At 73.3% G+C, this 19,928-nt stretch carries 18 protein-coding genes; 12 read left to right on the forward strand and 6 right to left on the reverse strand.

All coding sequences use genetic code 11. The annotated features are described in order from the left end of the window. Window positions 1-29: 29 nt before the first annotated feature. From CTZ28_RS14005 to CTZ28_RS14030, 6 genes are all read left to right on the forward strand, one after another. Window positions 30-1,118, forward strand: a complete 1,089-nt coding sequence (locus CTZ28_RS14005) for an ABC transporter substrate-binding protein (protein ID WP_121889686.1) — start codon at window positions 30-32, stop codon at window positions 1,116-1,118. Beyond that, on the forward strand, window positions 1,111-2,358 hold the full coding sequence (locus CTZ28_RS14010) for an ABC transporter ATP-binding protein (protein ID WP_121889687.1): 1,248 nt from the start codon (window positions 1,111-1,113) through the stop codon (window positions 2,356-2,358). The genes CTZ28_RS14005 and CTZ28_RS14010 overlap by 8 nt, the downstream gene beginning before the upstream one ends. Beyond that, window positions 2,355-3,326, forward strand: a complete 972-nt coding sequence (locus tag CTZ28_RS14015) for an ABC transporter permease (RefSeq protein ID WP_259471601.1) — start codon at window positions 2,355-2,357, stop codon at window positions 3,324-3,326. Before CTZ28_RS14010 ends, CTZ28_RS14015 begins: the two co-directional genes overlap by 4 nt. Then, a complete protein-coding gene (locus CTZ28_RS14020; protein WP_259471602.1) occupies window positions 3,323-4,120 on the forward strand; it encodes an ABC transporter permease in 798 nt (265 codons plus the stop codon). The genes CTZ28_RS14015 and CTZ28_RS14020 overlap by 4 nt, the downstream gene beginning before the upstream one ends. 110 nt (window positions 4,121-4,230) lie before the next feature. Beyond that, window positions 4,231-5,271 (forward strand): dipeptidase, encoded by a 1,041-nt coding sequence (locus CTZ28_RS14025; protein WP_183154394.1) that lies wholly within the window; start codon window positions 4,231-4,233, stop codon window positions 5,269-5,271. After that, the gene (locus CTZ28_RS14030; RefSeq protein WP_183154395.1) at window positions 5,268-7,232 is read left to right on the forward strand and encodes an FAD/NAD(P)-binding protein; all 1,965 of its coding nucleotides are present in this window, start codon (window positions 5,268-5,270) and stop codon (window positions 7,230-7,232) included. The genes CTZ28_RS14025 and CTZ28_RS14030 overlap by 4 nt, the downstream gene beginning before the upstream one ends. A gap of 100 nt (window positions 7,233-7,332) precedes the next feature. Here the strand turns inward: CTZ28_RS14030 and htpG are convergent, their stop codons facing one another. The 4 genes from htpG to CTZ28_RS14050 all read right to left on the reverse strand — a co-directional run bounded on the left by htpG (window position 7,333) and on the right by CTZ28_RS14050 (window position 12,565). Next, complete coding sequence (htpG, locus tag CTZ28_RS14035) at window positions 7,333-9,231, reverse strand: molecular chaperone HtpG (RefSeq protein WP_121889690.1); 1,899 nt, start codon at window positions 9,229-9,231, stop codon at window positions 7,333-7,335. A 366-nt stretch (window positions 9,232-9,597) separates the two neighbouring features. Continuing rightward, window positions 9,598-10,731: a PP2C family protein-serine/threonine phosphatase gene (locus CTZ28_RS14040; protein WP_121889691.1), complete on the reverse strand. Its 1,134-nt coding sequence runs from the start codon at window positions 10,729-10,731 to the stop codon at window positions 9,598-9,600. Between the two features lie 140 nt (window positions 10,732-10,871). After that, a complete protein-coding gene (gene lysA / locus CTZ28_RS14045; RefSeq protein ID WP_121889692.1) occupies window positions 10,872-12,209 on the reverse strand; it encodes a diaminopimelate decarboxylase in 1,338 nt (445 codons plus the stop codon). 14 nt (window positions 12,210-12,223) lie between these two features. Next, window positions 12,224-12,565, reverse strand: a complete 342-nt coding sequence (locus tag CTZ28_RS14050) for an SAV_915 family protein (RefSeq protein WP_121889693.1) — start codon at window positions 12,563-12,565, stop codon at window positions 12,224-12,226. Between the two features lie 273 nt (window positions 12,566-12,838). Between CTZ28_RS14050 and CTZ28_RS14055 the strand changes: the two genes are divergently transcribed. Next, window positions 12,839-13,261: a hypothetical protein gene (locus CTZ28_RS14055; protein WP_121889694.1), complete on the forward strand. Its 423-nt coding sequence runs from the start codon at window positions 12,839-12,841 to the stop codon at window positions 13,259-13,261. Between the two features lie 150 nt (window positions 13,262-13,411). Further along, window positions 13,412-14,059, forward strand: coding sequence for a DUF3105 domain-containing protein (locus tag CTZ28_RS14060; protein WP_183154396.1), 648 nt, complete (start codon window positions 13,412-13,414; stop codon window positions 14,057-14,059). An 84-nt stretch (window positions 14,060-14,143) separates the two neighbouring features. On the opposite strand, the gene CTZ28_RS14065 is transcribed toward CTZ28_RS14060, so the two are convergent. Then, window positions 14,144-15,160, reverse strand: coding sequence for a cation diffusion facilitator family transporter (locus CTZ28_RS14065; RefSeq protein WP_121889695.1), 1,017 nt, complete (start codon window positions 15,158-15,160; stop codon window positions 14,144-14,146). A gap of 284 nt (window positions 15,161-15,444) precedes the next feature. Here CTZ28_RS14065 and CTZ28_RS14070 point away from each other — a divergent pair, with 284 nt between their 5' ends. Next, window positions 15,445-15,948, forward strand: coding sequence for a DUF6174 domain-containing protein (locus CTZ28_RS14070; protein WP_121889696.1), 504 nt, complete (start codon window positions 15,445-15,447; stop codon window positions 15,946-15,948). A gap of 27 nt (window positions 15,949-15,975) precedes the next feature. Here the strand turns inward: CTZ28_RS14070 and CTZ28_RS14075 are convergent, their stop codons facing one another. Beyond that, window positions 15,976-16,482 carry a hypothetical protein gene (locus CTZ28_RS14075; protein WP_121889697.1) on the reverse strand — a complete coding sequence of 169 codons (507 nt, stop codon included), beginning with the start codon at window positions 16,480-16,482 and terminating at the stop codon, window positions 15,976-15,978. 292 nt (window positions 16,483-16,774) lie between these two features. Here CTZ28_RS14075 and CTZ28_RS14080 point away from each other — a divergent pair, with 292 nt between their 5' ends. The 3 genes from CTZ28_RS14080 to CTZ28_RS14090 all read left to right on the forward strand — a co-directional run bounded on the left by CTZ28_RS14080 (window position 16,775) and on the right by CTZ28_RS14090 (window position 19,752). After that, the gene (locus CTZ28_RS14080) at window positions 16,775-17,173 is read left to right on the forward strand and encodes a hypothetical protein (RefSeq protein ID WP_147481149.1); all 399 of its coding nucleotides are present in this window, start codon (window positions 16,775-16,777) and stop codon (window positions 17,171-17,173) included. Between the two features lie 135 nt (window positions 17,174-17,308). Continuing rightward, window positions 17,309-18,499: a PLP-dependent cysteine synthase family protein gene (locus CTZ28_RS14085; RefSeq protein WP_121889699.1), complete on the forward strand. Its 1,191-nt coding sequence runs from the start codon at window positions 17,309-17,311 to the stop codon at window positions 18,497-18,499. Further along, entirely contained in the window at window positions 18,496-19,752 is a 1,257-nt protein-coding gene (locus CTZ28_RS14090; protein ID WP_121889700.1) for an MFS transporter, read from the forward strand. The genes CTZ28_RS14085 and CTZ28_RS14090 overlap by 4 nt, the downstream gene beginning before the upstream one ends. The last annotated feature ends 176 nt before the right edge of the window (window positions 19,753-19,928 follow it).

A 19,928-nucleotide genomic window follows, 5' to 3' on the forward strand; every position in this document is an offset into this window, starting at 1 on the left:
CCCCCGCGTCCCCGTGAACCGGAGTTCTCATGACCGCAGTCCCCCGTCCCCTCGTCACCGCCGCCGGCGTCGCCGCGGCCGCCCTGCTGGTGACGTCCTGCGCCACCTCCGCCACGACCGCCTCCGGCGACTCGGGCGCGGACGGCGGCAAGCAGACCATCACCTTCATGGGTTTCTTCGGCACCTTCCAGGACTCGTTCACCAAGACGGTGATCGAGCCGTTCGAGAAGGCCAACCCGGACATCAGCGTCAAGTACGTGCCGATCCAGAACTCCGCGGAGGTGCTGGCCAAGCTGCGGGCGAGCAAGAAGAACCCCACCGCGGACGTGGCCCTGATGGACAGTTCGGTCGCGCCGACCGCCAACGAGGAGGGCCTGTTCGCGAAGCTCGACAGCGCGCAGGTCCCGAACCTGTCCGAACTGGTCGACGAGGCCCGCAGCAAGAACGGCTACGGGCCCGGCGTCACCCTGGACAGCCTGTCCATCCTGTACAACTCCAAGGCCGTGGACAAGGCGCCCACCAGCTGGAACGACCTCTGGGACGCGTCGTACCGGGGCAAGCTGGCCATGCCGATCGCCGACACTCGCGGAGTGGCGCTGATCGTCGCCCTGGAGAAGATCCTCGGCAAGGACTACAAGAAGGACATCGATCCGGCGATCGACCGGCTCAAGGAGCTGGCGCCGTCCGTCGAGACCTGGCAGCCCTCGCCCGACGTCTACACCGCCGTCCAGTCGGGCGAGGCGGACATCGCGGTCGGCTGGAACGCCCGCGGCCAGTTCTACAAGGACACCTCCGGCGGTGTGGTCCAGCCGGTGCTCCCCGAGGAGGGCACGGTCAAGCAGATCAACACGATCAACCTGGTCGCGAACTCCGGGCACGCCGACGCCGCGCAGAAGTTCATCGACTACGCGATCGGCGCCAAGGCCCAGAAGGCGTTCGACGACGACGCGTACTACGCGCCGGTCAACCGCAACGCACAGCTCAAGAGCGAGGTGGCGGCCCGGACCACGGCCTCCGCCGAACAGCAGAAGCGGCAGATCCCGGTCGACTGGAGCTGGATGACGAGCCGTTACACCGCCTGGGTGGACCGCATCAAGCGGGAGGTCATCGGTGGCTGAGCCGACGGCGCCGGCCGCCGCGACCCCGGCGGCCGGCGGCTCTCCGGCGGGTCATCTCACCCTGGAGGGCCTGACCAAGACCTACCCGGGACAGCACGGCGCGGCCGTGCGCGGGATCGACCTGTCCGTGGAGCGCGGCAGCATGCTCGCCGTGCTGGGCCCCTCGGGCTGCGGCAAGTCCACCACGCTGCGCATGATCGCCGGCCTGGTCGCGCCCACCGCGGGCCGGGTCCTGGTGGACGGCCGCGACATCACCGGCATCCCGGTGCACCGCCGCGACATGGGCATGGTGTTCCAGTCGTACGCCCTCTTCCCGCACCTGGACGTGGCCCGCAACGTCGCCTTCGGGCTGGAGATGCGCAAGGTGTCACGGTCCGAGCGGGCCCGCCGGGTGGCCGAGGCGCTCGACCTGGTGCGGCTCGGCCATCTCGCCGACCGCCGCATCGCCCAGCTGTCCGGCGGCCAGCAGCAGCGGGTCGCCCTGGCCCGCGCCCTGGTGGTGCGGCCCACCCTGCTGCTGCTCGACGAGCCGCTGTCCAACCTGGACGCGCAGTTGCGCGGGGAGATGCGCGACGAGATCCGGCGCATCCAGCAGGAGACCGGCATCACCGCGGTGTTCGTCACCCACGACCAGCACGAGGCGCTGTCCATGGCCGACCGGGTCGCCGTCCTAGCACAGGGGCGCCTGGAGCAGATCGGCACCCCGGAGGACGTCTACGAACGGCCGGCCGGCCGGTTCGTGGCGCGGTTCGTGGGCCGCGCCAATCTGATCGAGGGCACCGTGGCGGGTGCCGACGGGCCGCGGACCGTGGTGGAACTGCCGGGTGTGGGCCGGGTGTCCGCGCTCGGGGAGCCGCGCCCGGCCGGTGCGCGGGCCGCGGTCCTGCTGCGGCCGCACCGGATCGCGCTGGCCCCGGCCACCGCGGACGGCCCCGCCGCCGGCGTCCCGGACGGCTCGTCCGCGGCGCCGCTGCGGGGCACGGTGCTCAGCGCCGGCTACAGCGGCGAGAGCCTGGCGTACCGGATCCGCGTCGGCGCGGCCGGTCCGGTGCTGGACGTGGAGCGTCCTGCCGGCCCGGAGGCCACCCACGCGCCGGGCACCGAGGTGCTGCTGACCTGGGACGCCTCGGCCGCCCGGCTGGTCGACGCGGCCGAGGACGACAGGGCCGGCGCCGATTCCGCCCCCGGTGCGGCGGACGCCGTCCCGGCCGCCGCCGCACCCCACGGGGTGACCCCGTGAGCGGGACGGCCACGGCGGCCGGGGACACCGTCCCCGGCCCGAAGGGCGGGCCGCGCACGGCGGCCTCGGGCGACGGTGCGCGGGCGCCGCGCGGACCGCGCCCCGGCCGGACCGCCCTGTTCCTGCTGGCGCCCGGCGCCCTCGCCCTGCTGTTCACCTACGCCATGCCGCTGGTGTGGGTCGTCCGGATGGCGCTGAACGAACCCCTGGACGGCGGCGCCATCCGGCAGACCCTCACCTTCGGCACGTTCACGCAGGTGCTCCGCGACGGCCACTACTGGAAGGTCATCGGCCAGACCCTCCAACTCGGCGTGCTGGTCACGGTGTTCACGCTGCTGCTGGCCTATCCGGTGGCCCTGTTCCTGGCCCGGACCACGAGCCGGTGGCGGAGCCTGCTGATGGCGCTCGCCGTGGCGCCGCTGCTGATCTCCTCGGTGGCCCGCACCTTCGGCTGGATGGCGATCCTCGGCAACCAGGGCCTGATCAACAAGACGCTCCAGGCGCTCGCCCTCACCGACGGCCCGCTCCCGCTGGCGAACAACATGACCGGTGTGGTCATCGCGTCCGTGGAGATCTACATGCCGTTCGCGATCCTCGCCATGATCAGCGGCTTCGGCCGGCTGGAGCCGGAGCTGGAGCGGGCCGCCGCCTCGCTCGGCGCGAACCGGTTGGCGGTGCTGCGCCGGGTGGTGCTGCCGCTGACCCTGCCCGGGGTGCTGACCGCGGCGCTCCTGGTGTTCGTGCTGAGCCTCAGCGGATACGTCACCCCGCGGCTGATCGGCGGCGGCCGGGTCTTCGTGCTGGCCACCGAGATCTACGACGAGGCGATCACCTCGCTGAACTGGCCGGTGGCCGCGGTCCTCTCGGTGCTGCTGCTGGTGCTGTTCGGCATCGTCATCGTCCTGTACCAGCGCGCGCAGCGCGCCCTGGAGCGCCGGTTCACCGGCGAGAAGGGAGCCTCGCGGTGAACACGCACCCGGCCGGGCGGATCCTGCGGGCCGTGCTGCTGACCCTCCTGTACCTGTTCCTGCTCGCGCCGATCATCGTGGTGTTCGTCGAGTCCTTCGACGACTCCACCTATCTGCGCTTCCCGCCCGAGGGCTTCACCCTCGACGCCTACCGGCAGGTCTTCGCCAACGCGGACTTCCGCTCCGGCATCCAGGTCAGCGCCGTCACCGCCGCGGTGACCACGCTGCTCGCCCTGGTCACCGGGGTACCGGCCGCGCTGGCGCTGACCCGGCTCCGTTTCCGGGGCCGCGACGCCGTGGAGTCGGCCTTCCTGTCGCCGCTGCTGGTGCCGCACATCGTGCTGGGCCTCGCGCTGCTGGTGCTGTTCGCGCCGATCCCGCTGACCGACACCTACTGGGGGCTGATCCTGGCCCATCTGGGGGTGACCGTGCCCTATGTGGTGCGGACCGTGTCGGCGGCGCTCGCCGGGGCCGACCCGCGCGCCGAGGAGGCGGCCCGCACCCTGGGTGCCGGCCGGTTCACGGTGCTGCGGCGGGTGACGCTGCCCGCGGCGCTGCCCGGTCTGGTCTCGGGCGCCATCATCGCCTTCCTGCTGTCCTTCGACGAGACGGTGATCTCGCTGTTCGTCTCCGGGCAGAGCACCAGGCCGCTGCCGGTGGCGGTGCTCCAGTACGTGGAGTACCGCAGCGATCCGTCGATCGCCGCGCTGTCGGTCTGCCTGGTGCTGCTGTCGGTCGCGGCCGTGGTGGTCGTCGAGCGCAGCCTCGGGCTGCGGCGCAGTCTGCGCTCCTGACCGGCGCCTGCCCGTCTCCCCCACCGGTGTCCGCGTCCCCGGCCGGCCTGTGCCGCCCGGCGCCGGCCGGCCACCGATCGCCTCGTCCACTCCCCGCCCTTGGAGGTCACGTGTCCACCGCACCCGCCCCGTCCTTCGACCCCGCGGCGCTGCACCGCGAGAGCATCGTCTTCAACGCCCTCGACTGCACCCCGCTGTCGTGGGCGGACGAGACGTATCTCGGCAAGCTGGCCGCCTCCGGGGTGACCGCGTTCAACCACGCCACGATCGTCTCCCAGGGCTACGACGCCGCCGTCGCCTCGATCGTCGGCTGGCAGCGCCGGCTGACGGAGACGGACGGGCGGATCTTCCAGGGCCGCGGGCTCGCCGACGTACGCCGGGCCAAGGAGGAGGGTTCGGTCGCCTGGTTCGTGGGCTTCGAGGACAGCAAGCCGATAGGCGACGAGCTGTGGCGGCTGGAGGCGCTGCACCAGCTCGGGCTGCGTTTCCTCGGGCTGACGTACCAGAACCGCAACTTCGCGGGGGACGGCAGCGGTGAGACGGCCAACGGCGGGCTCAGCCGGTTCGGGCGGTCGCTGGTGCGCGAGTGCAACCGGCTCGGCATCGCGCTCGACCTGTCCCACACCGGTGAGCGGTCCACCCTGGAGACCATCGAACTCTCCGAGAAGCCGGTGCTGGTCACGCACGCGGGACTGACCCGCTTCGTGGCCAGCCCCCGCAACAAGAGCGACCAGGTCGTACGGGAACTCGCCGCGCGGGGCGGGGCGTTCGGCCTCGCGGCGAAGTCCGGGTTCCTCAGCCCGGACGGGCTGAAGGGCCCGACAGGACCGGAGGTGTTCGCCGACAACATCGACCATCTGGTCGATCTGGTGGGCATCGACCATGTGATCGTCGGCACCGACGTCGGCGACGAGCGCAAGTACTCCAAGGAGGGCATGGCCCGGGTGCGCCGGCTCTACCCGGAGATCCCGATCGTCGACGACCGCCTCGACCTCGATCTGATCCACCCGGTCGGCATGGGCACCCCGGCCGACCTGCCCGTCATCACGGATGTGCTGGCCCGGCGCGGATACGGCGCCGACGACATCCGCAAGGTGCTCGGCGGCAACCTCATGCGCGTGCTGGGCGAGATCTGGGGCGAGGCGGCGTGACCTCCCCGCACCCCGGGCCGGCCGCGTCGCCGGACGCCGTCCGCCCGGCCGTCGCCGTGGTCGGCGCGGGACCGCGCGGCACGGCCGTGCTGGAACGGCTGCTGGCCCGCCTCCGCGCCGACGCGGGCGACGGCGGGGCGGACGGCACCGGCCCGCTCGGCGTCGACCTCCATGTGATCGAGCCGTACGTACCGGGAGCCGGCCGGGTCTGGGCGCCCGGCCAGCCGGACCCGCTGCTGATGAACACCCTCGCCGGGCACGCCACCGCGTTCCCCGACGCGTCCGTGCGCATGGCGGGCCCGCCGTCGTCGGGCCCCTCGCTGCTGGAGTGGTCCGAGGAGCACGCCCCCGGCCTGGCCCCGCACGCCTATCCCGCCCGCGCCCTGATGGGCCGTTATCTGGCCTGGGCGTACCACCGGATCGTCGCCGACCCGCCGCCCGGAGTACGCGTGATCCACCACCCGGACCGGGCCGTGGCGCTGGCCGCGGAGCCCGGCGGACGGCTGCGGCTCACGCTGGCCGGGGGCGGCGGTGTCGCCGCCGACGCGGTGGTGCTCGCCACCGGGCACACGGAGGTGCTGCCCGGCGACGAGGAGACCGTCCTCGCCGCCCACGCGGCGGCCCACGGCCTGGCCTATGTGCCGCCCGGTCAGGCGCACGAGCGCGAACTGGACGCCGTGCCCGCCGGGGAACCGGTCCTGGTGCGCGGGCTCGCCCTGAACTTCTTCGACCAGATCACCCTGCTCACGACGGGCCGCGGCGGACGGTTCGTACCGCTGGAGCACGGCCTGCTGCGCTATCTGCCGTCCGGCCGGGAGCCCCGGGTGTACGCGGGTTCCGGCCGCGGCGTGCCCTATCTGGCGCGCGGCCACGCGCCCGGCACCATGCCTGCCGGACACCGCAGGCGGGTCCTCGACGACGGTGCGGTGCAGCGGCTGCTCGACCGGGGGCCCGGCTCGGTCTCCTTCGCGGACGACGTGTGGCCGCTGATCGCCAAGGAGGCGGGCCTCGCCTGGTACGAGGTGCTGCTGCGGCGCTCCCTGGGCGAGTGCGCGCTGCCGCCCCAGGAGTTCCTGGACCGCTACACGGCGGCCCCGTACCGGTCGGTGGCCGAGGCTGAGCTGCTGGCCGGGGCCTTCGCCGATCCCGGCGCCAGGTTCGACCTGCGCGATCTGGACCGGCCGCTGTCCGCGCGGCAGTTCGCGGCGCGGGAGGAGTTCGACGCCTGGATGCGCGAGCACCTGCGGGACGACCTGGCCCAGGCCCTGGATCCGGCTGACAGCCCGCTGAAGGCCGCGGCGTCCGCCGTGGCCGCGGTCAAGGGCGCGGTACGGCGGCTGGTCGCGGCGGGCGCGCTGACGGGTGACACCCGCGCGGCCCTGTCCTGGTTCCGGGCGTTCGGCGCGCATCTGTCCAGCGGGCCGCCGCCGTCCCGGATCGCCGAACTGCTCGCGCTGAGCGAGGCAGGGGTGGTCTCCTTCCTGGGTGCCCGGCCGGAGGTCCGCGCGGACGCCGGACGCGGGGTGTTCACGGCGGTCTCGGCGACCGTGCCCGGCGCGCAGGTCGAGGCCCGGGCGCTGATCGACGCCTGGCTGCCCGGCGCCGACGTGTCCCGCACGGCCGACCCGCTGCTGCGCTCGCTGCTGGACTCCGGGCTGGCCAGGCCGCATCGCACGGACGACGGCCGCGGCGGGCCCAGCGGCGCCCTCGACGTGGAGCCGTCGGGGCTGCGGGTCCGGGACGCCGACGGGGTCGCCTCCGACCGGCTGTTCGCGTGCGGCATCCCGCTGGAGGGCGTCGAGTGGAACAACGCGATCGGCGCCCGCGCCCGGTCCGACGCCGCGCTGTTCCGGCAGGCCGACATCATCGCCGCCCGGGCGCTGACGGCGGCCCGCACCACCGGAGCGGACCGAACGACGCCTGCCGCGACGGCACTTCTGTCGTCGGGCGGAGATACGTGACCGGTCCCGGGTCCGGCCCGTTCATCGGCCGTCCGGCCGTCCGGAAGCGCTCCCGCACGGGGTGGACGCGGAGTGTGTGCTCCGCGTCCACCCGTGCTCGCTACAGCGTCCGCTCCAGCGCGTCCGCGACCAGTTTCACGAAGCGGCCCGGCTCCTTGGGCCGGCCGCCCTCGGCCAGCACCGCCAGCCCGTAGAGCAGTTCGGCGCTCGCCACCAGGCCCGAGCGGTCCTCGCGTGCCGTGTACGCCTGGTTGAGGCCCCGCACCAGCAGGTGGTCGGGGTTGAGTTCGAGGATCCGCTTGGTCGCGGGCACCTCCTGCCCCATGGCGCGGTACATGTTCTCCAGCGCCGGCGTGAGGTCGCCGGTGTCGGAGACGACACAGGCCGGGGAGACGGTGAGCCGCGACGACAGACGTACGTCCTTGACGTCCTCGTCCAGGTGCTCCTTCATCCAGCCGAGCAGACCGGCGTACTCCTCGGTCTGCTTCTCCTTCTCCCCGTCGCTCTTCCCGGCGTCGGTCCCGAGGTCGATCTCGCCCTTGGCGACGGAGCGCAGCCGCTTGCCCTGGAACTCGCCGACGGCGTCCACCCACACCTCGTCGACGGGGTCGGTGAGCAGCAGGACCTCGATGTCCTTGGCGCGGAACGCCTCCATGTGCGGGGAGTTCTCGATGCTCTGCCGGGACTCGCCGGTGATGAAGTAGATGTCGTCCTGGCCGTCCTTCATCCGCTCCACGTACTCCTGGAGCGTGGTGGGCCGGTCGTCGCCGTGGGTGCCGGCGAAGGTCGCGACGGCGCAGATGGCCTCCCGGTTCTCGGTGTCGGTGATCAGCCCCTCCTTCAGGACCGCCCCGAACTCCCGCCAGAAGGTGGCGTACCGCTCCGCGTCGTTCGCCTTCATGTCCTTGACGGCGGACAGGATCTTCTTCGTCAGCCGCCGCTGGATCATCCGGATGTGCCGGTCCTGCTGGAGGATCTCGCGGGAGACGTTGAGCGAGAGGTCCTGGGCGTCGACCACGCCCTTGACGAACCGCAGGTAGGGCGGCAGCAGCGCCTCGCAGTCGTCCATGATCAGGACGCGTTTGACGTAGAGCTGGAGGCCGCGCTGGTGGCCCTGGGTGAACAGGTCGTGCGATGCGTGTTCCGGCAGGAAGAGCAGCGCCTGGTACTCGAAGGTGCCCTCGGCCTGGAACCGGACGGTCTCCAGCGGGGCGCGCCAGTCGTGGCTGATGTGCTTGTACAGCTCGTGGTACTCGTCGTCGGAGACCTCGTCGCGCGAGCGCGCCCACAGCGCCTTCATCGAGTTCAGCGTCTCCGGCTCGGGCGTGGTGTCGTCGCCCTCGCGCTGCTCCGGGACCATCCGGATGGGCCAGGTGATGAAGTCGGAGTAGCGCTTCACGATCTCCCTGATCTTCCAGGGAGCGGTGTAGTCGTGGAGCTGGTTCTCGGGGTCGGCCGGCTTGAGGTGGAGCGTGACGGCGGTGCCCTGCGGGGCCTCGTCGACGGTCTCCAGGGTGTAGGTGCCCTCGCCGTGGGAGCTCCAGCGGGTGCCCTGGGTCTCGCCGGCCCTGCGGGTCACCAGGGTCATCTCGTCGGCGGCCATGAAGCCGGAGTAGAAGCCGACGCCGAACTGGCCGATGAGCCCCTCGGCGCCGCCCGCGTCCTTGGCCTCCCGCAGCTCCCGGAGGAACTCGGCGGTCCCCGAGTTGGCGATGGTGCCGATGAGCCGCCCGACCTCGTCGTACGACATCCCGATGCCGTTGTCCCGCACGGTGAGCGTACGGGCGTCCTTGTCGACGTCGATCTCGATGTGCAGGTCGGAGGTGTCGGCGTCCGGCGCGTCGTCGCGCAGCGCCGCGAGGCGCAGCTTGTCCAGCGCGTCGGAGGCGTTGGAGACGAGTTCACGCAGGAAGACGTCCTTGTGCGAGTAGACCGAGTGGATCATCAGCTGGAGCAGCTGACGGGCCTCTACCTGGTACTCAAACGTTTCGGTCGGCATGTCCGGTGTTTACCTCACAGGTCCCACTGTCGCCGGATCGGGTGACAGTCACTCACTGTAAGGCACCAAGTAACCACACCCCCCCCCTGTTCCCCGAAGCCGACGACGGCGGGGCCCTGGGCACCGTTGAAGCGGTGTCCCGGCCCGGCACCCGGCCGTTCCTCGATCACCCGCAGCCCCGGCAGGGCTCCCAGGGCTGCCGCGATGTCGTCGTTCCCGGCCCGGCTTCGGCCGGTCGCCGTGGCCGCCGCGGCAGCGAGCGGCGCGCGGGCCTGAGTCGCTCCCAGCCGACACACCCGGGCCAGCGCATCCCGGGTCGGGACCAGGGCATCCACCGACGTGCGGTCCCCGAGCCACGCTGGGCGTTCAGAGACGTGTGGTCTCCCGACGTGCGACGATCAGGGCCATGTCGTCGTCGAGTCGCCCGTTCACGTGCTCCCTGAGATCGGCGGCGATCCGCCGGACCAGCGGCCCGGGCGCCTCGTCCGCCCAGGCCGTGAGGCGCGTACAGAGCGGGTAGAAGATCCCCCGCTCGTCGCGGGCCTCGCTGACCCCGTCCGTGTACAGCACCAGCCGGTCACCGTGTTCGAAGGGATAGGTGGCCGGCAGGTACGCCGCTGTGGACATGTCGCCGAGGCCGAGCGGCGGCGCGGGCTCGGGCACGGTCAGGGCCCACGCGGTGGAGCGGCGCAGCAGCACCGGCGGCGGGTGCCCGCAGCTGATCAGCCGCACGACCGGCTCGTCGTCCGGGATCTCCGCGATCACGGCGGTCACGAAGCGTTCGGAGATGTCCTCCTCGGCCTCCGAGAACTCCGCGAGCCCCCAGGAGACGGCGTCTTCCATGTAGGTGACCAGTTCAGGCAACGAGGTCGTGCGGTGGGCCGCGGCGCGAAAGGCTCCCAGCACGATCGCGGTGTCGCTGATCGAGGCCAGCCCCTTGCCGCGGACGTCCCCGATCAGCAGCCGGGTGGAGCCGACGCGGCGGGCCGCGGCGTACAGGTCGCCGCCGACGCGGGTGTCGGCCTCGGCGCTGCGGTACGCCGAGGCCAGCGAGACCGGGCCGGCCCGCTTCGGGAGCGGTCGCAGCACGACGCGCTGTGCCGCCTCCGACACCGAGCGCACCCGGAGCAGTTCCCGCTCCCGCCGGACCCGCAGGCGGGAGACGACGACGAGGAGGGCACAGAGCACGGCGAGCGCCGCGAGTTCGACGAGGACGCTCTCGGTGGTCAGGGTCTGCCGCTCCAGACCGGCGACGACCAGAGCCAGCAGGGCGAGACCGCAGATCACGGCCGTGGCGACCGGACCCGCGCCGATGGCGGTGACCGCGCAGGCGACGACCAGCAGATGCGCGATGTGGATGTCCGGCGCCAGGAACGCGTCGGCCACCGGGATGGCGACGATCGCCAGCGCCGGGCCGATCAGCCACCATGAGGCCACCGCCGTCCGGTTCCGGGGCCGGGGCACCCCGTTCACCGTGTTGCCGACGGTCCCAGCGCTCATGCCGTACTCCCGTGCCGGTTGCCCCTCCACCACAGCACATGGCCGTCCCCGGCGCCATCCCCCCTCGCTCCGGAGCAGTGACCGCCGGTCACCCATCGTGAGAGTCGGTGCTCTTCCGGCCGGGCGGTCGCCCGGCCCGGTCACAGGCCCACGTCCCGGCCTCGAACGTCGTCCAGGGACTCGCGCCGGACCAGCAGCCGTGCGCGGCCCGCGCGTACGGCCACCACCGGCGGGCGGCCCACCATGTTGTAGCCGGAGGCCATGGACAGGTGGTAGGCGCCCGACACCGGGACGGCCAGCAGGTCCCCGGCCCGCAGGTCGGCGGGCAGCTCCACGTCGGCGGCGAGGACGTCGCCGGCCTCGCAGTACCGGCCGACCACCGTCACCGGGGCCGTCGCGGACGTCGTGCGCCGGCCGGTCAGCCGGGGCGCGTACCGGGCACCGTAGAGGGCGGGCCGCGGGTTGTCGCCCATGCCGCCGTCGACGGCGGCGAACGTGCGCCCGGCCGTGTGTTTGACGGACAGCACCCGGTACACGGCGACGCCCGCCGGACCCACGACGGCCCGGCCCGGCTCGATGATCAGGCGGGGCACGGCGAGCCCCGCGGCCGCGCACGCCGCCGCCAGTTCGGTACGGACCGTGCGCGCCAGCGCGGTGAGGTCGAGGGCGCGTTCGCCGGGGCGGTAGGCGATCCCGTGCCCGCCGCCCAGGTCGAGTTCGGGCAGCACGAGGCCGTGCCGCTCGCGCAGCCGGGCCATCAGCCCCACCAGCCGCCGCACCGCTTCCGCATAGGGTGCGACCTCGGTGATCTGGGAACCCAGATGGCAGTGCAGGCCGGTCAGTTCGAGCTGTGGCTGATCGAGGATCCGGGCGATGGCCTGCTCGGCGCCGCCGTCCGCCAGGGACAGCCCGAACTTCTGGCCGTCGGTCCCGGTACGGATCTTCTCGTGGCCGCCGGCGCTGATGCCGGGCACCACCCGCACCATCACCCGCTGCCGGCCGCCGGGCCCGACGGCGGCGGCCAGCCGGGCGATCTCCGAGGGGCTGTCGATGACGATGCGGCCGACCCCGAGGCGCAGCGCGGCCCGCACGTCCGCCGGGGACTTGGCGTTGCCGTGCAGCACGATGCGGGCGGGCGGGAAGCCCGTGGTGACCGCGAGCTCCAGCTCGCCCGCCGAGCAGACGTCGAGGCCCAGGCCCTCCTCGTCCACCCAGTGGATCATGGCGCGGCACAGGAACGCCTTGGCCGCGTACAGGACTTCGGCGTCGGGGAAGGCATGCCGGTACATACGGCAGCGCTCGCGCACCTCGCTCTCGTCGAGCACATAGACGGGCGTGCCGAAGCGCTCGGCGATGTCGGCCAGCGGCACACCGCCCACGGCGGTCTCGCCCCGGTGCGGCTCGGTGCTCGACACGGGCCACACCGACAGGTCGGCGGCGGCCGGCGCGGTGGGCACGGGTTCGTTGACGACGCTCATGGTGTCACCGCCTCTCAGCCGACCCGCAGCGCCGCGGTCATGGGCGCCGGGGTGACGGGGACGACCGGTGCGGGTGCCGGCGCGGAGAGCTGCGGGTCCACCGTGACGCGGGTGACGCCGAGCGGGGCGACCAGCGAACGCAGCGCGGGCTCGGCCAGTCTGATCCACGCCTGCTCGCCGCCGAGCGTCGCGGTCAGCCGCCGCACCGAGGTGAATCCGACGGCCGTACGGCTGCCCAGGGGGGTGCGGAAGACACGTACGGCATCGCCCCACGGCCCCGGCCGGACCGGGACGAACAGGGGCCCGGCCGGGCGCCGATCAGCGGGCTCGGGGTCGTCGCCGAGGAGTTCCGTCATGGGATGCCTCCGAGAGGTTCCTTGTGTTCAGGTGGGTTTGCTCGATCGCCCCGGACGGCGGGGAGGCGGCCCGGGGCGCTGAATCGACGCTATGTCCGCCACCGCGCCTCTCCGGCGCCCCATGACGCGACGCTGACGGGCGGCGGCCCGACGCTGACGGACCCCTGACACCGGCGGCGACGGCCGCACCGGCACCGGCGGAAACCGGCCCACGGGCACACCCGTGAGCCTCCCTGCACCGGCCGCGCCACGGCTTGGCTACGATCTGCCCCGATGAACAACCGGCACGAGGGTTTGCGGGACGCCGCGGGACGGACGGTCCCGCTGTTCGTGCTGCGCTGTGCGGCACTGCTCGCCGTGCTGATGTGGGTGCTCCCGGTGTGCACCGACGCCTCCCCCGGCCGGTCTCCCGTCGCGGTCACCGCCTCCGGATCCGCCGTCACGGCGGTCGCCGGGGCGCACGCTCCCGCGGAGGCCGGCCAGGTCTGCCCGGACCTGCGGCACGGGCCGGGCGTCGCGCACTGCCGGCTGGCCACCGGGGCCGTCCCGAACTCCGCCTCCCCGGGGCCGGTGCCGCGTCCCCGGGCGGTGGACGTGTGCGCGGCCCGGGCGCCCGGTTCACCGCCGGCCCTCACACCTCCGACCGGTCTCACGCACACACCCGGCATCCATCAACTCCAGGTTCAGCGGACGTAAGCAGCGGCGCACCGCACGGCCGCGGACCCCCGGTCCCGCGCCCGTGCGCACCAGCCCTGTCCGCCGCGGCCCTGCCGGTCGCGCGACCGTTCCGCCACTCGAACCGCACCGCCGTGCCCTGATCCGGTACGGCGGGGACAAGGACTTGCCATGGGATCGTCCCGAGCCAAAGCACAGCGCGTCGAGCGCCGCGCGAAGATAGCGGAGATGCGCCGCGCCCAGGCCGCGCGCGAGCGCCGCAACCGCATCATCACCTGGGCCTGCAGCGGGGTCATCGTCGTCGGCGTGGCGGCCGGCGGCTGGTATCTCGTGGACCGGTCGCAGGCACGGAACGAGGCGGCGGAGGCTGCCGCCGCCGCGCCGGTGGAGGGCGAGAAGACCTTCAAGGACCTGAGCCGGAACCACGTCAGCACGCCGGTGAACTACAAGACGTCGCCGGGCGTCGGCGGGGACCACAACCAGGTCTGGATGAACTGCAACGGCGACGTCTACGACCAGGAGATCGACGAGACCAACGCCGTCCACTCGCTCGAACACGGCGCGGTCTGGGTCACCTACACCGACAAGGCGGCGGACGGCGACGTCAGCGACCTGGCGGAGAAGGTGCGGCAGACCCCGTACACGCTGATGAGCCCCTACGCCGCCCAGTCCGCCCCGATCATGCTGTCGGCCTGGGGGAGGCAGCTGTCCGTGGACTCCGCCGCGGATCCGCGTGTCGAGCAGTTCTTCACCAAGTACGTGCAGGGCGAACAGACCCCGGAACCGGGCGCCGCCTGCACGGGTGGTAGGTCGGCCTGATACCGCGCGCCGCCCGGCCGGGTGCCCTGTGCCCCGGCCGGGCGGTGCGGATCGGCGGTCCGGTCACACGTGTGCGGTCGGGGGTCAGTGGGGGTGGGGTTCGTCGCGATGGGCGGGGCCGTGGGGTTCCTCGCAGTGGCCGGGACCGTCGGTCCGCTCGCCGGGACGGGTGACCTGGAGCATGGACTCGGCGACGTGGTCGACCTGGAGGGTGGTGTGGGTGATGCCGTAGTCGCGCCGCAGGAGTGCCTCCAGGTCCCGGCGGACGGCGTGGCAGTCGCCGTCCGGGTCGACCAGGACGTGCGCGGACAGGGCCGGCTGGCCCGAGGTGATCTCCCAGACGTGCAGGTCGTGGACCTCGATCACGGCCGGCCTGCCGACGAGTGTGTCGCCCAGCAGGTCCGGGTCGACGTCGGCGGGGGCGGCTTCCAGGAAGATCCGGCCGGAGTCGCGCAGCAGCCCGTACCCGGCCTTCGCCATCAGGGCGACGACGACGAGCGTGGCGATGGCGTCGGCCCGTGCGAAGCCGGTGAGCACCACGATCAGGGCGGCGATCGCCGTACCGATGAAGGCGAACAGGTCGTTCAGGATGTGCTGGTAGGCGCCCTCGACATTGAGCGAGGCCCGGTTGGCCCGGGAGATGCACCAGGTCGCGGCCACGTTCACGGCGATACCGGCGAGCGCGGTGACCAGCATCAGGCCGCCCTGCACCTCCGGTGGCTCGATCAGCCGGCGTACCGCCTCGTACGCCAGCCACACACCGAGCAGCAGCAGCGTCAGCCCGTTGGCCTGGGCGGAGAGGATCTCGGCCCGCTTGAGGCCGTAGGTGAAGCCGCCGCGCGCGGGCCGGGCGGCGAGCCGCATGGCGATGAGTGCGAGCACGATGGAGACCGCGTCGGTGAGCATGTGCGCCGCGTCCGAGATCAGCGCCAGGGAACTGGCGACGACGCCGACGACGACCTCGGCGGCCATGAACACGGTGATCAGCGTGAGGGCGATGGCCAGCCAGCGGCGGTCGGCGTCCGCCGCCACGCCGTGCGCGTGGCCCGAGTGTCCGCCCGCGCCGTGGCCGTGCCCCGCGCCATGGCCGTGCTCGCTCATCTCGTGTGCCTCCCCGCTCGTGACGGATGCCCGACTCGCAGTGAAACGCATGCCAGGGGGAAACGCCAAAGGCTGCACCGGTGACCGTTGTCATGTCCGTTAATACTCCGCTGACCTGCGAAAACGCCAACCGGACCAAGCCACTCCGGAAGGGCGCGCCGACCCGCCACCCGGGGCCGTCGACCGCCCGGGCCCCCTGAACACGGCACACGGCTCCGCACTCCCGAACCTTCGCGGGGGCAGCCGCGTCGTAGGGAGGACCGTCCGCCGAAGGGAGCGCCGCCATGTCCGCCGTTCGCCGTGCCGCTCGTTGCGCGCTGCCCCGCCTCGTGCTCACCGGAGCGGTGGTGTGGGCGGCGACCGCGTGCGGCGGTGCGGCCGGGGCCGGATCGGCGGGGACGACGGCCGCCGAACCGGGCGGAACCGGCTGGGAAGAGCCCGCCGCGTACACGTACACGCTGACGTCGAGCCAGGGGGAACGGGCGCTGATCGGCACCTTCCGGGTGACCGTCCGCGACGGCGAGGTGGTGGCCGCGGTCGGGCTCGACGCGAGCGGCCGGCGCGTGGTGCGGCAGTCGCCCGCCGCCGTGCCCACGCTGGGTGACCTCCTGGCGGAACTCGACCGGGCACGGCGCGCGGACGCCGCGACGGCCGAGGCGGACTACGCGGCCGACGGGCACCCGACACGTATCGCGCTGGACCGGGAGGAGAACGCGGTCGACGACGAGGCGCTGTACGTCGTCAGCGCGTTTCGGCCCGCCCGGCCGCAGCCGCAGCCACAGACATAGAAAGGCCGTACCCGGAGGAGGCCCGTATCAGGAGGAGCTCGGCGCCGGGCTCGGGCCCATCCCGGACATGTGGACGATCGTGCCGCCGGTCTTGGTCCGGAACCGTTCGAGCGAGTCCAGCTCGGCGCTGATCACCCAGCGCGATCCCACCAGGAAGTCGCCCTGGTACATGCCGGCGGTGTCCAGCCAGGTCTGCTGGAACCGCTCCTCGGGGAAGGTGGTGATGAGATAGTCGGCGCGCTTGGTGTGACAGACGCCCTGCCGCAGTTCGTCCGCCTCGATCCGGATCTTGGCCTCGCAGCCCGTCAGACGTGCGATGACCTCGACCTTCGCGGGCGCCACGACCTGGGCCTGCACGGCGGAGATCTCGGGGGTCTTCGACCCCTTGGGCTCGCGGGCCGCGTCGCCCCCGTCCCCGCCGCAGCCCGCGGCCAGGGGCAGCAGGACCAGACTTCCGGCGACGGCGGCTCCGCGGACCAGACGGGCGGGAGAAGAGGTGCGGCCGGGGTGTGATCGCGGTTGCTGCTGGGGCACGTCGCTCGCTCCGTTGTCGGGCCTGCGCCGTCCGCACGGCGGACGGACTGTCGAGGGGAGATACGGACGGACACCGGTGCGCGTTCACCCGATGCGGTGATCGCACACATGTCTCCCTGCGCACGCCGTGGTCCGCCGCCCGGCGGCCTTCCCGGCAGTTCGACGACGCCGGCCCGGCGTCCGGCCGGTGCGTCGCGAGCGCGCCCAGCACGCCTGATCGGAACTTTACGCACATGATCGACTACCGTGTGTGTCCATGGTGGCTTGGTCGGTACGTCGCGAGCACCGGCCCATGTCACGGGCCGGAGCGGCACTGGTGGTGCTGCTCGCCGCGCTGATCCACCTGCTCGGCTGCGCCCACGGTCCGGTGTCCGCGGGGGCCGCCCGGGCCGACACTCCCCTGCCGGCCGTATCGGCGTGCGGCCCGGTGCCGCCGCCCCCGGCCGTTGCGGTCACCCAACCGGCGCCGCCCTCCGGGGGCGACCTGGCGCACTGCCGGGACGGGGACGGGCCGACGGTGCAGCCGCCCCGGGACATCGCCTCGCCCGTCCCCGCCGTGGACGACGCCGCACCGGCCGTCGCCGCCGACGACAAGCTCCCTGCCCCGAAGACGGGCCCGCCCGCGGGTCCGTCCCCCGGTCCGGCCACGGCCGGCCGGTCGAGAGCCCGGCTGGGCGTGTGGAGGTCCTGACCGGCCGCTGAGCCGTACGACGGGCGAGGGCTTCGTGCCCGCCGCCGCGCCGTGCGCCGACCGGTCAACCCCCCGTTCCTTCCACCACGGCGGCCGACACATGCTCGTGTTCCTCGGCCGCGGGAGAAGCACGCCATGAACCAGCACGACAGCACCCCGGTGCCGCAATCCCCCGTCCCGCACTCGCCCGTCCCTCATGCCCCGTCACCCGCCCCGTTCTCCCCCGCCCGGTTGACGGCCGACGCCAAACATCCGCTGCACACCCCCGCCGGACTCGTCGGCGACACCCCCGTCCTGTGGATCGGCGAACCCTTCACCGCCGCCGGGCGCGGCTTCTGGGCCAAGCTCGAGGGGCACAACCCCGGCGGCATCAAGGACCGGACCGCCCTGTACATGGTCCGCGCCGCCCGTGAGCGCGGTCGGCTGCTGCCCGGCGCCCGTATCGTCGAGTCGACCTCCGGCACCCTCGGCCTCGGTCTGGCCCTGGCCGGCGCCGTGTACGGCCATCCGGTCACCGTGGTCTCCGACCCGGGCATGGAGCCCCTGATGACGGGCCTGCTCACCGCCTACGGCGCCGAGGTCGACCTGGTCACCGACCCGCATCCGGACGGCGGCTGGCAGCAGGCCCGCCGTGACCGCGTCACCGAGATCCTCGCCTCCGTCCCCGGCGCCTGGTGTCCGGACCAGTACCACAACCCGGACAACGTGGCCGCCTACGCCCCGCTCGCCCATGAGCTCGTCGCCCAACTCGGCCGTATCGACGCCCTGGTGGTCTCCGTCGGCACCGGTGGCCACTCCGCGGGCGTCGCCTCCGTCCTGCGCGGCTTCTTCCCCCGGCTGCGCGTGGTCGGCGTGGACACCACCGGCTCCACCATCTTCGGCCAGCCCGCGGCGCCCCGTCTGATGCGCGGCCTGGGCAGCAGCATCTACCCGCGCAATGTCGCCTACGACCTCTTCGACGAGGTGCACTGGGTGGCCGCTCCCGAGGCGGTGTGGGCCGCCCGTCAACTGGCCCGGCACCACTACGCCACCGGCGGCTGGAGCGTGGGCGCGGTCGCGCTGGTCGCCCGCCGGCTGGCCCGCACCCTGCCCGCCGAGGACCGCATCGCTGCCGTCTTCCCCGACGGGCCGCAGCGCTACGTCGGCACCGTCTTCGACGACGCCTACTGTCGGCAGCACGGTCTGCTCGGGCATCCGCCGGCCGACGAACCGGACGAGATCGGCGACCCCGGCGAGCGGGTCGTCACCCGCTGGACCCGCTGCACCCGGGTCACCGACCCGCTCGCGGGCGGCCGCGCACCCCGGCTCTCGGGGGCAGCGCGATGAGGAACCTCTGGCGGCAGACGCGCTCCTTCCCGCCCGCCGTACGGCTGTTGATGGCCAATCAGTTCGCCATCAACCTCGCCTTCTACATGCTCATGCCCTACCTGGCCGTCCATCTCGCGGGTGCGCTCGGCCTCGCCGCCTGGGCGGTCGGACTGGTGCTGGGCGTGCGGAACTTCTCCCAGCAGGGCATGTTCCTCATCGGCGGCACGCTCGCCGACCGCTACGGCTACAAGGCCCCGATCATGGCGGGCTGTCTGCTGCGCACGCTCGGTTTCGGGCTGCTCGGCTGGGCGGACACCCTGCCCGCCCTGGTCGTCGCCTCCGCGGCGACGGGTTTCGCGGGCGCGCTGTTCAATCCCGCCGTGCGCGCCTACCTCGCCGTGGCGGCGGGCGAGCGCCGGGTGGACGCCTTCGCCGTCTTCAACGTCCACTACCAGGCGGGCATGTTGCTCGGCCCGCTCGTCGGACTCGCCCTGCTGGCCGCCGACTTCAGGGTGGTCGGCACGACGGCGGCGGGCGTCTTCGCCGCGCTGACCCTGCTGCAGTGGCGCGCGCTGCCGGCCCGGCACGACGCGGCGGCCGACACCGGCGCCGGCCGGGAGGGGGTGCTGGCGCAGTGGCGCAGCGTGGTGGCCAACCGGCCGTTCCTGCTCTTCGCGATCGCCATGATCGGGTCGTACGTCCTGACGTTCCAGGTCTATCTCGCCCTTCCGCTGGCCGCCGCCGACGCCCTGGGCGCGGACGGCACGGCGGTCACCAGCGGTCTGTTCGTGGTGTCGGCGGCCGTCGCCGTCCTGGGCCAGCTCCGGCTCACCGGCTGGGCCAGGCAGCGCTGGAGCGGCCATGAGGCACTGGTGCGCGGCCTCGCGGCGATGGGGCTGGCCTTCGTGCCGCTGGCGCTCACCCCGCACGACGCGGGCGCGCCGGTCGTCGTCGCTCTGCTGACCGCGGTCGTGCTGCTGGCGGCGGGCAGCGCGGTGGTCTACCCCTTCGAGATGGACACCGTCGTCTCGCTCGCCGGTGACCGTCTGGTCGCCACCCATTACGGCCTCTACAACACCGTCTCCGGCCTAGGCATCACCCTCGGCAACCTCGCCACCGGGGCGCTGTGGGACGTCGCCGTGCGGCACGACGCCCTCTGGCTCCCCTGGAGCATCCTGGCCGCGACGGGCCTCGGGTGCGCCGCGTCGATCGCCGCGCTCGCACGCACCGGGCGGCTCACCGTGCGACAGCCGCAGCGGGTGACCGCCTGAACCGAAGGTCCCGGACCACCGGCCCGGGACCGCGGCAGAACCTGGACGGCCGGCCCACCCTGTGTCTCCAGCGGGGCGAACCCCGGGTCGCGGACGCGTCATGTCCTCGGCCGGCGGTGACGCCCATCACCAGGATCCGCCGCACGCACGCGGACTGCTGCGCCCGGGCGGCGGGC

The organism is Streptomyces shenzhenensis, from assembly GCF_003688995.1.
GTDB classification, from domain to species: Bacteria; Actinomycetota; Actinomycetes; order Streptomycetales; family Streptomycetaceae; genus Streptomyces; species Streptomyces shenzhenensis_A.

Excerpts from the sequence above, each read along its gene's own strand:
- CTZ28_RS14040 (WP_121889691.1), bottom strand. The coding sequence starts at position 10,731 with ATGAGCGCTGGGACCGTCGGCAACACGGTGAACGGGGTGCCCCGGCCC.
- CTZ28_RS14055 (WP_121889694.1), top strand. The coding sequence starts at position 12,839 with ATGAACAACCGGCACGAGGGTTTGCGGGACGCCGCGGGACGGACGGTC.
- CTZ28_RS14050 (WP_121889693.1), bottom strand. The coding sequence starts at position 12,565 with ATGACGGAACTCCTCGGCGACGACCCCGAGCCCGCTGATCGGCGCCCG.
- CTZ28_RS14065 (WP_121889695.1), bottom strand. The coding sequence starts at position 15,160 with ATGAGCGAGCACGGCCATGGCGCGGGGCACGGCCACGGCGCGGGCGGA.
- CTZ28_RS14090 (WP_121889700.1), top strand. The coding sequence starts at position 18,496 with ATGAGGAACCTCTGGCGGCAGACGCGCTCCTTCCCGCCCGCCGTACGG.
- CTZ28_RS14080 (WP_147481149.1), top strand. The coding sequence starts at position 16,775 with ATGTCACGGGCCGGAGCGGCACTGGTGGTGCTGCTCGCCGCGCTGATC.
- CTZ28_RS14005 (WP_121889686.1), top strand. The coding sequence starts at position 30 with ATGACCGCAGTCCCCCGTCCCCTCGTCACCGCCGCCGGCGTCGCCGCG.
- CTZ28_RS14070 (WP_121889696.1), top strand. The coding sequence starts at position 15,445 with ATGTCCGCCGTTCGCCGTGCCGCTCGTTGCGCGCTGCCCCGCCTCGTG.
- CTZ28_RS14085 (WP_121889699.1), top strand. The coding sequence starts at position 17,309 with ATGAACCAGCACGACAGCACCCCGGTGCCGCAATCCCCCGTCCCGCAC.
- lysA (WP_121889692.1), bottom strand. The coding sequence starts at position 12,209 with ATGAGCGTCGTCAACGAACCCGTGCCCACCGCGCCGGCCGCCGCCGAC.
- htpG (WP_121889690.1), bottom strand. The coding sequence starts at position 9,231 with ATGCCGACCGAAACGTTTGAGTACCAGGTAGAGGCCCGTCAGCTGCTC.
- CTZ28_RS14060 (WP_183154396.1), top strand. The coding sequence starts at position 13,412 with ATGGGATCGTCCCGAGCCAAAGCACAGCGCGTCGAGCGCCGCGCGAAG.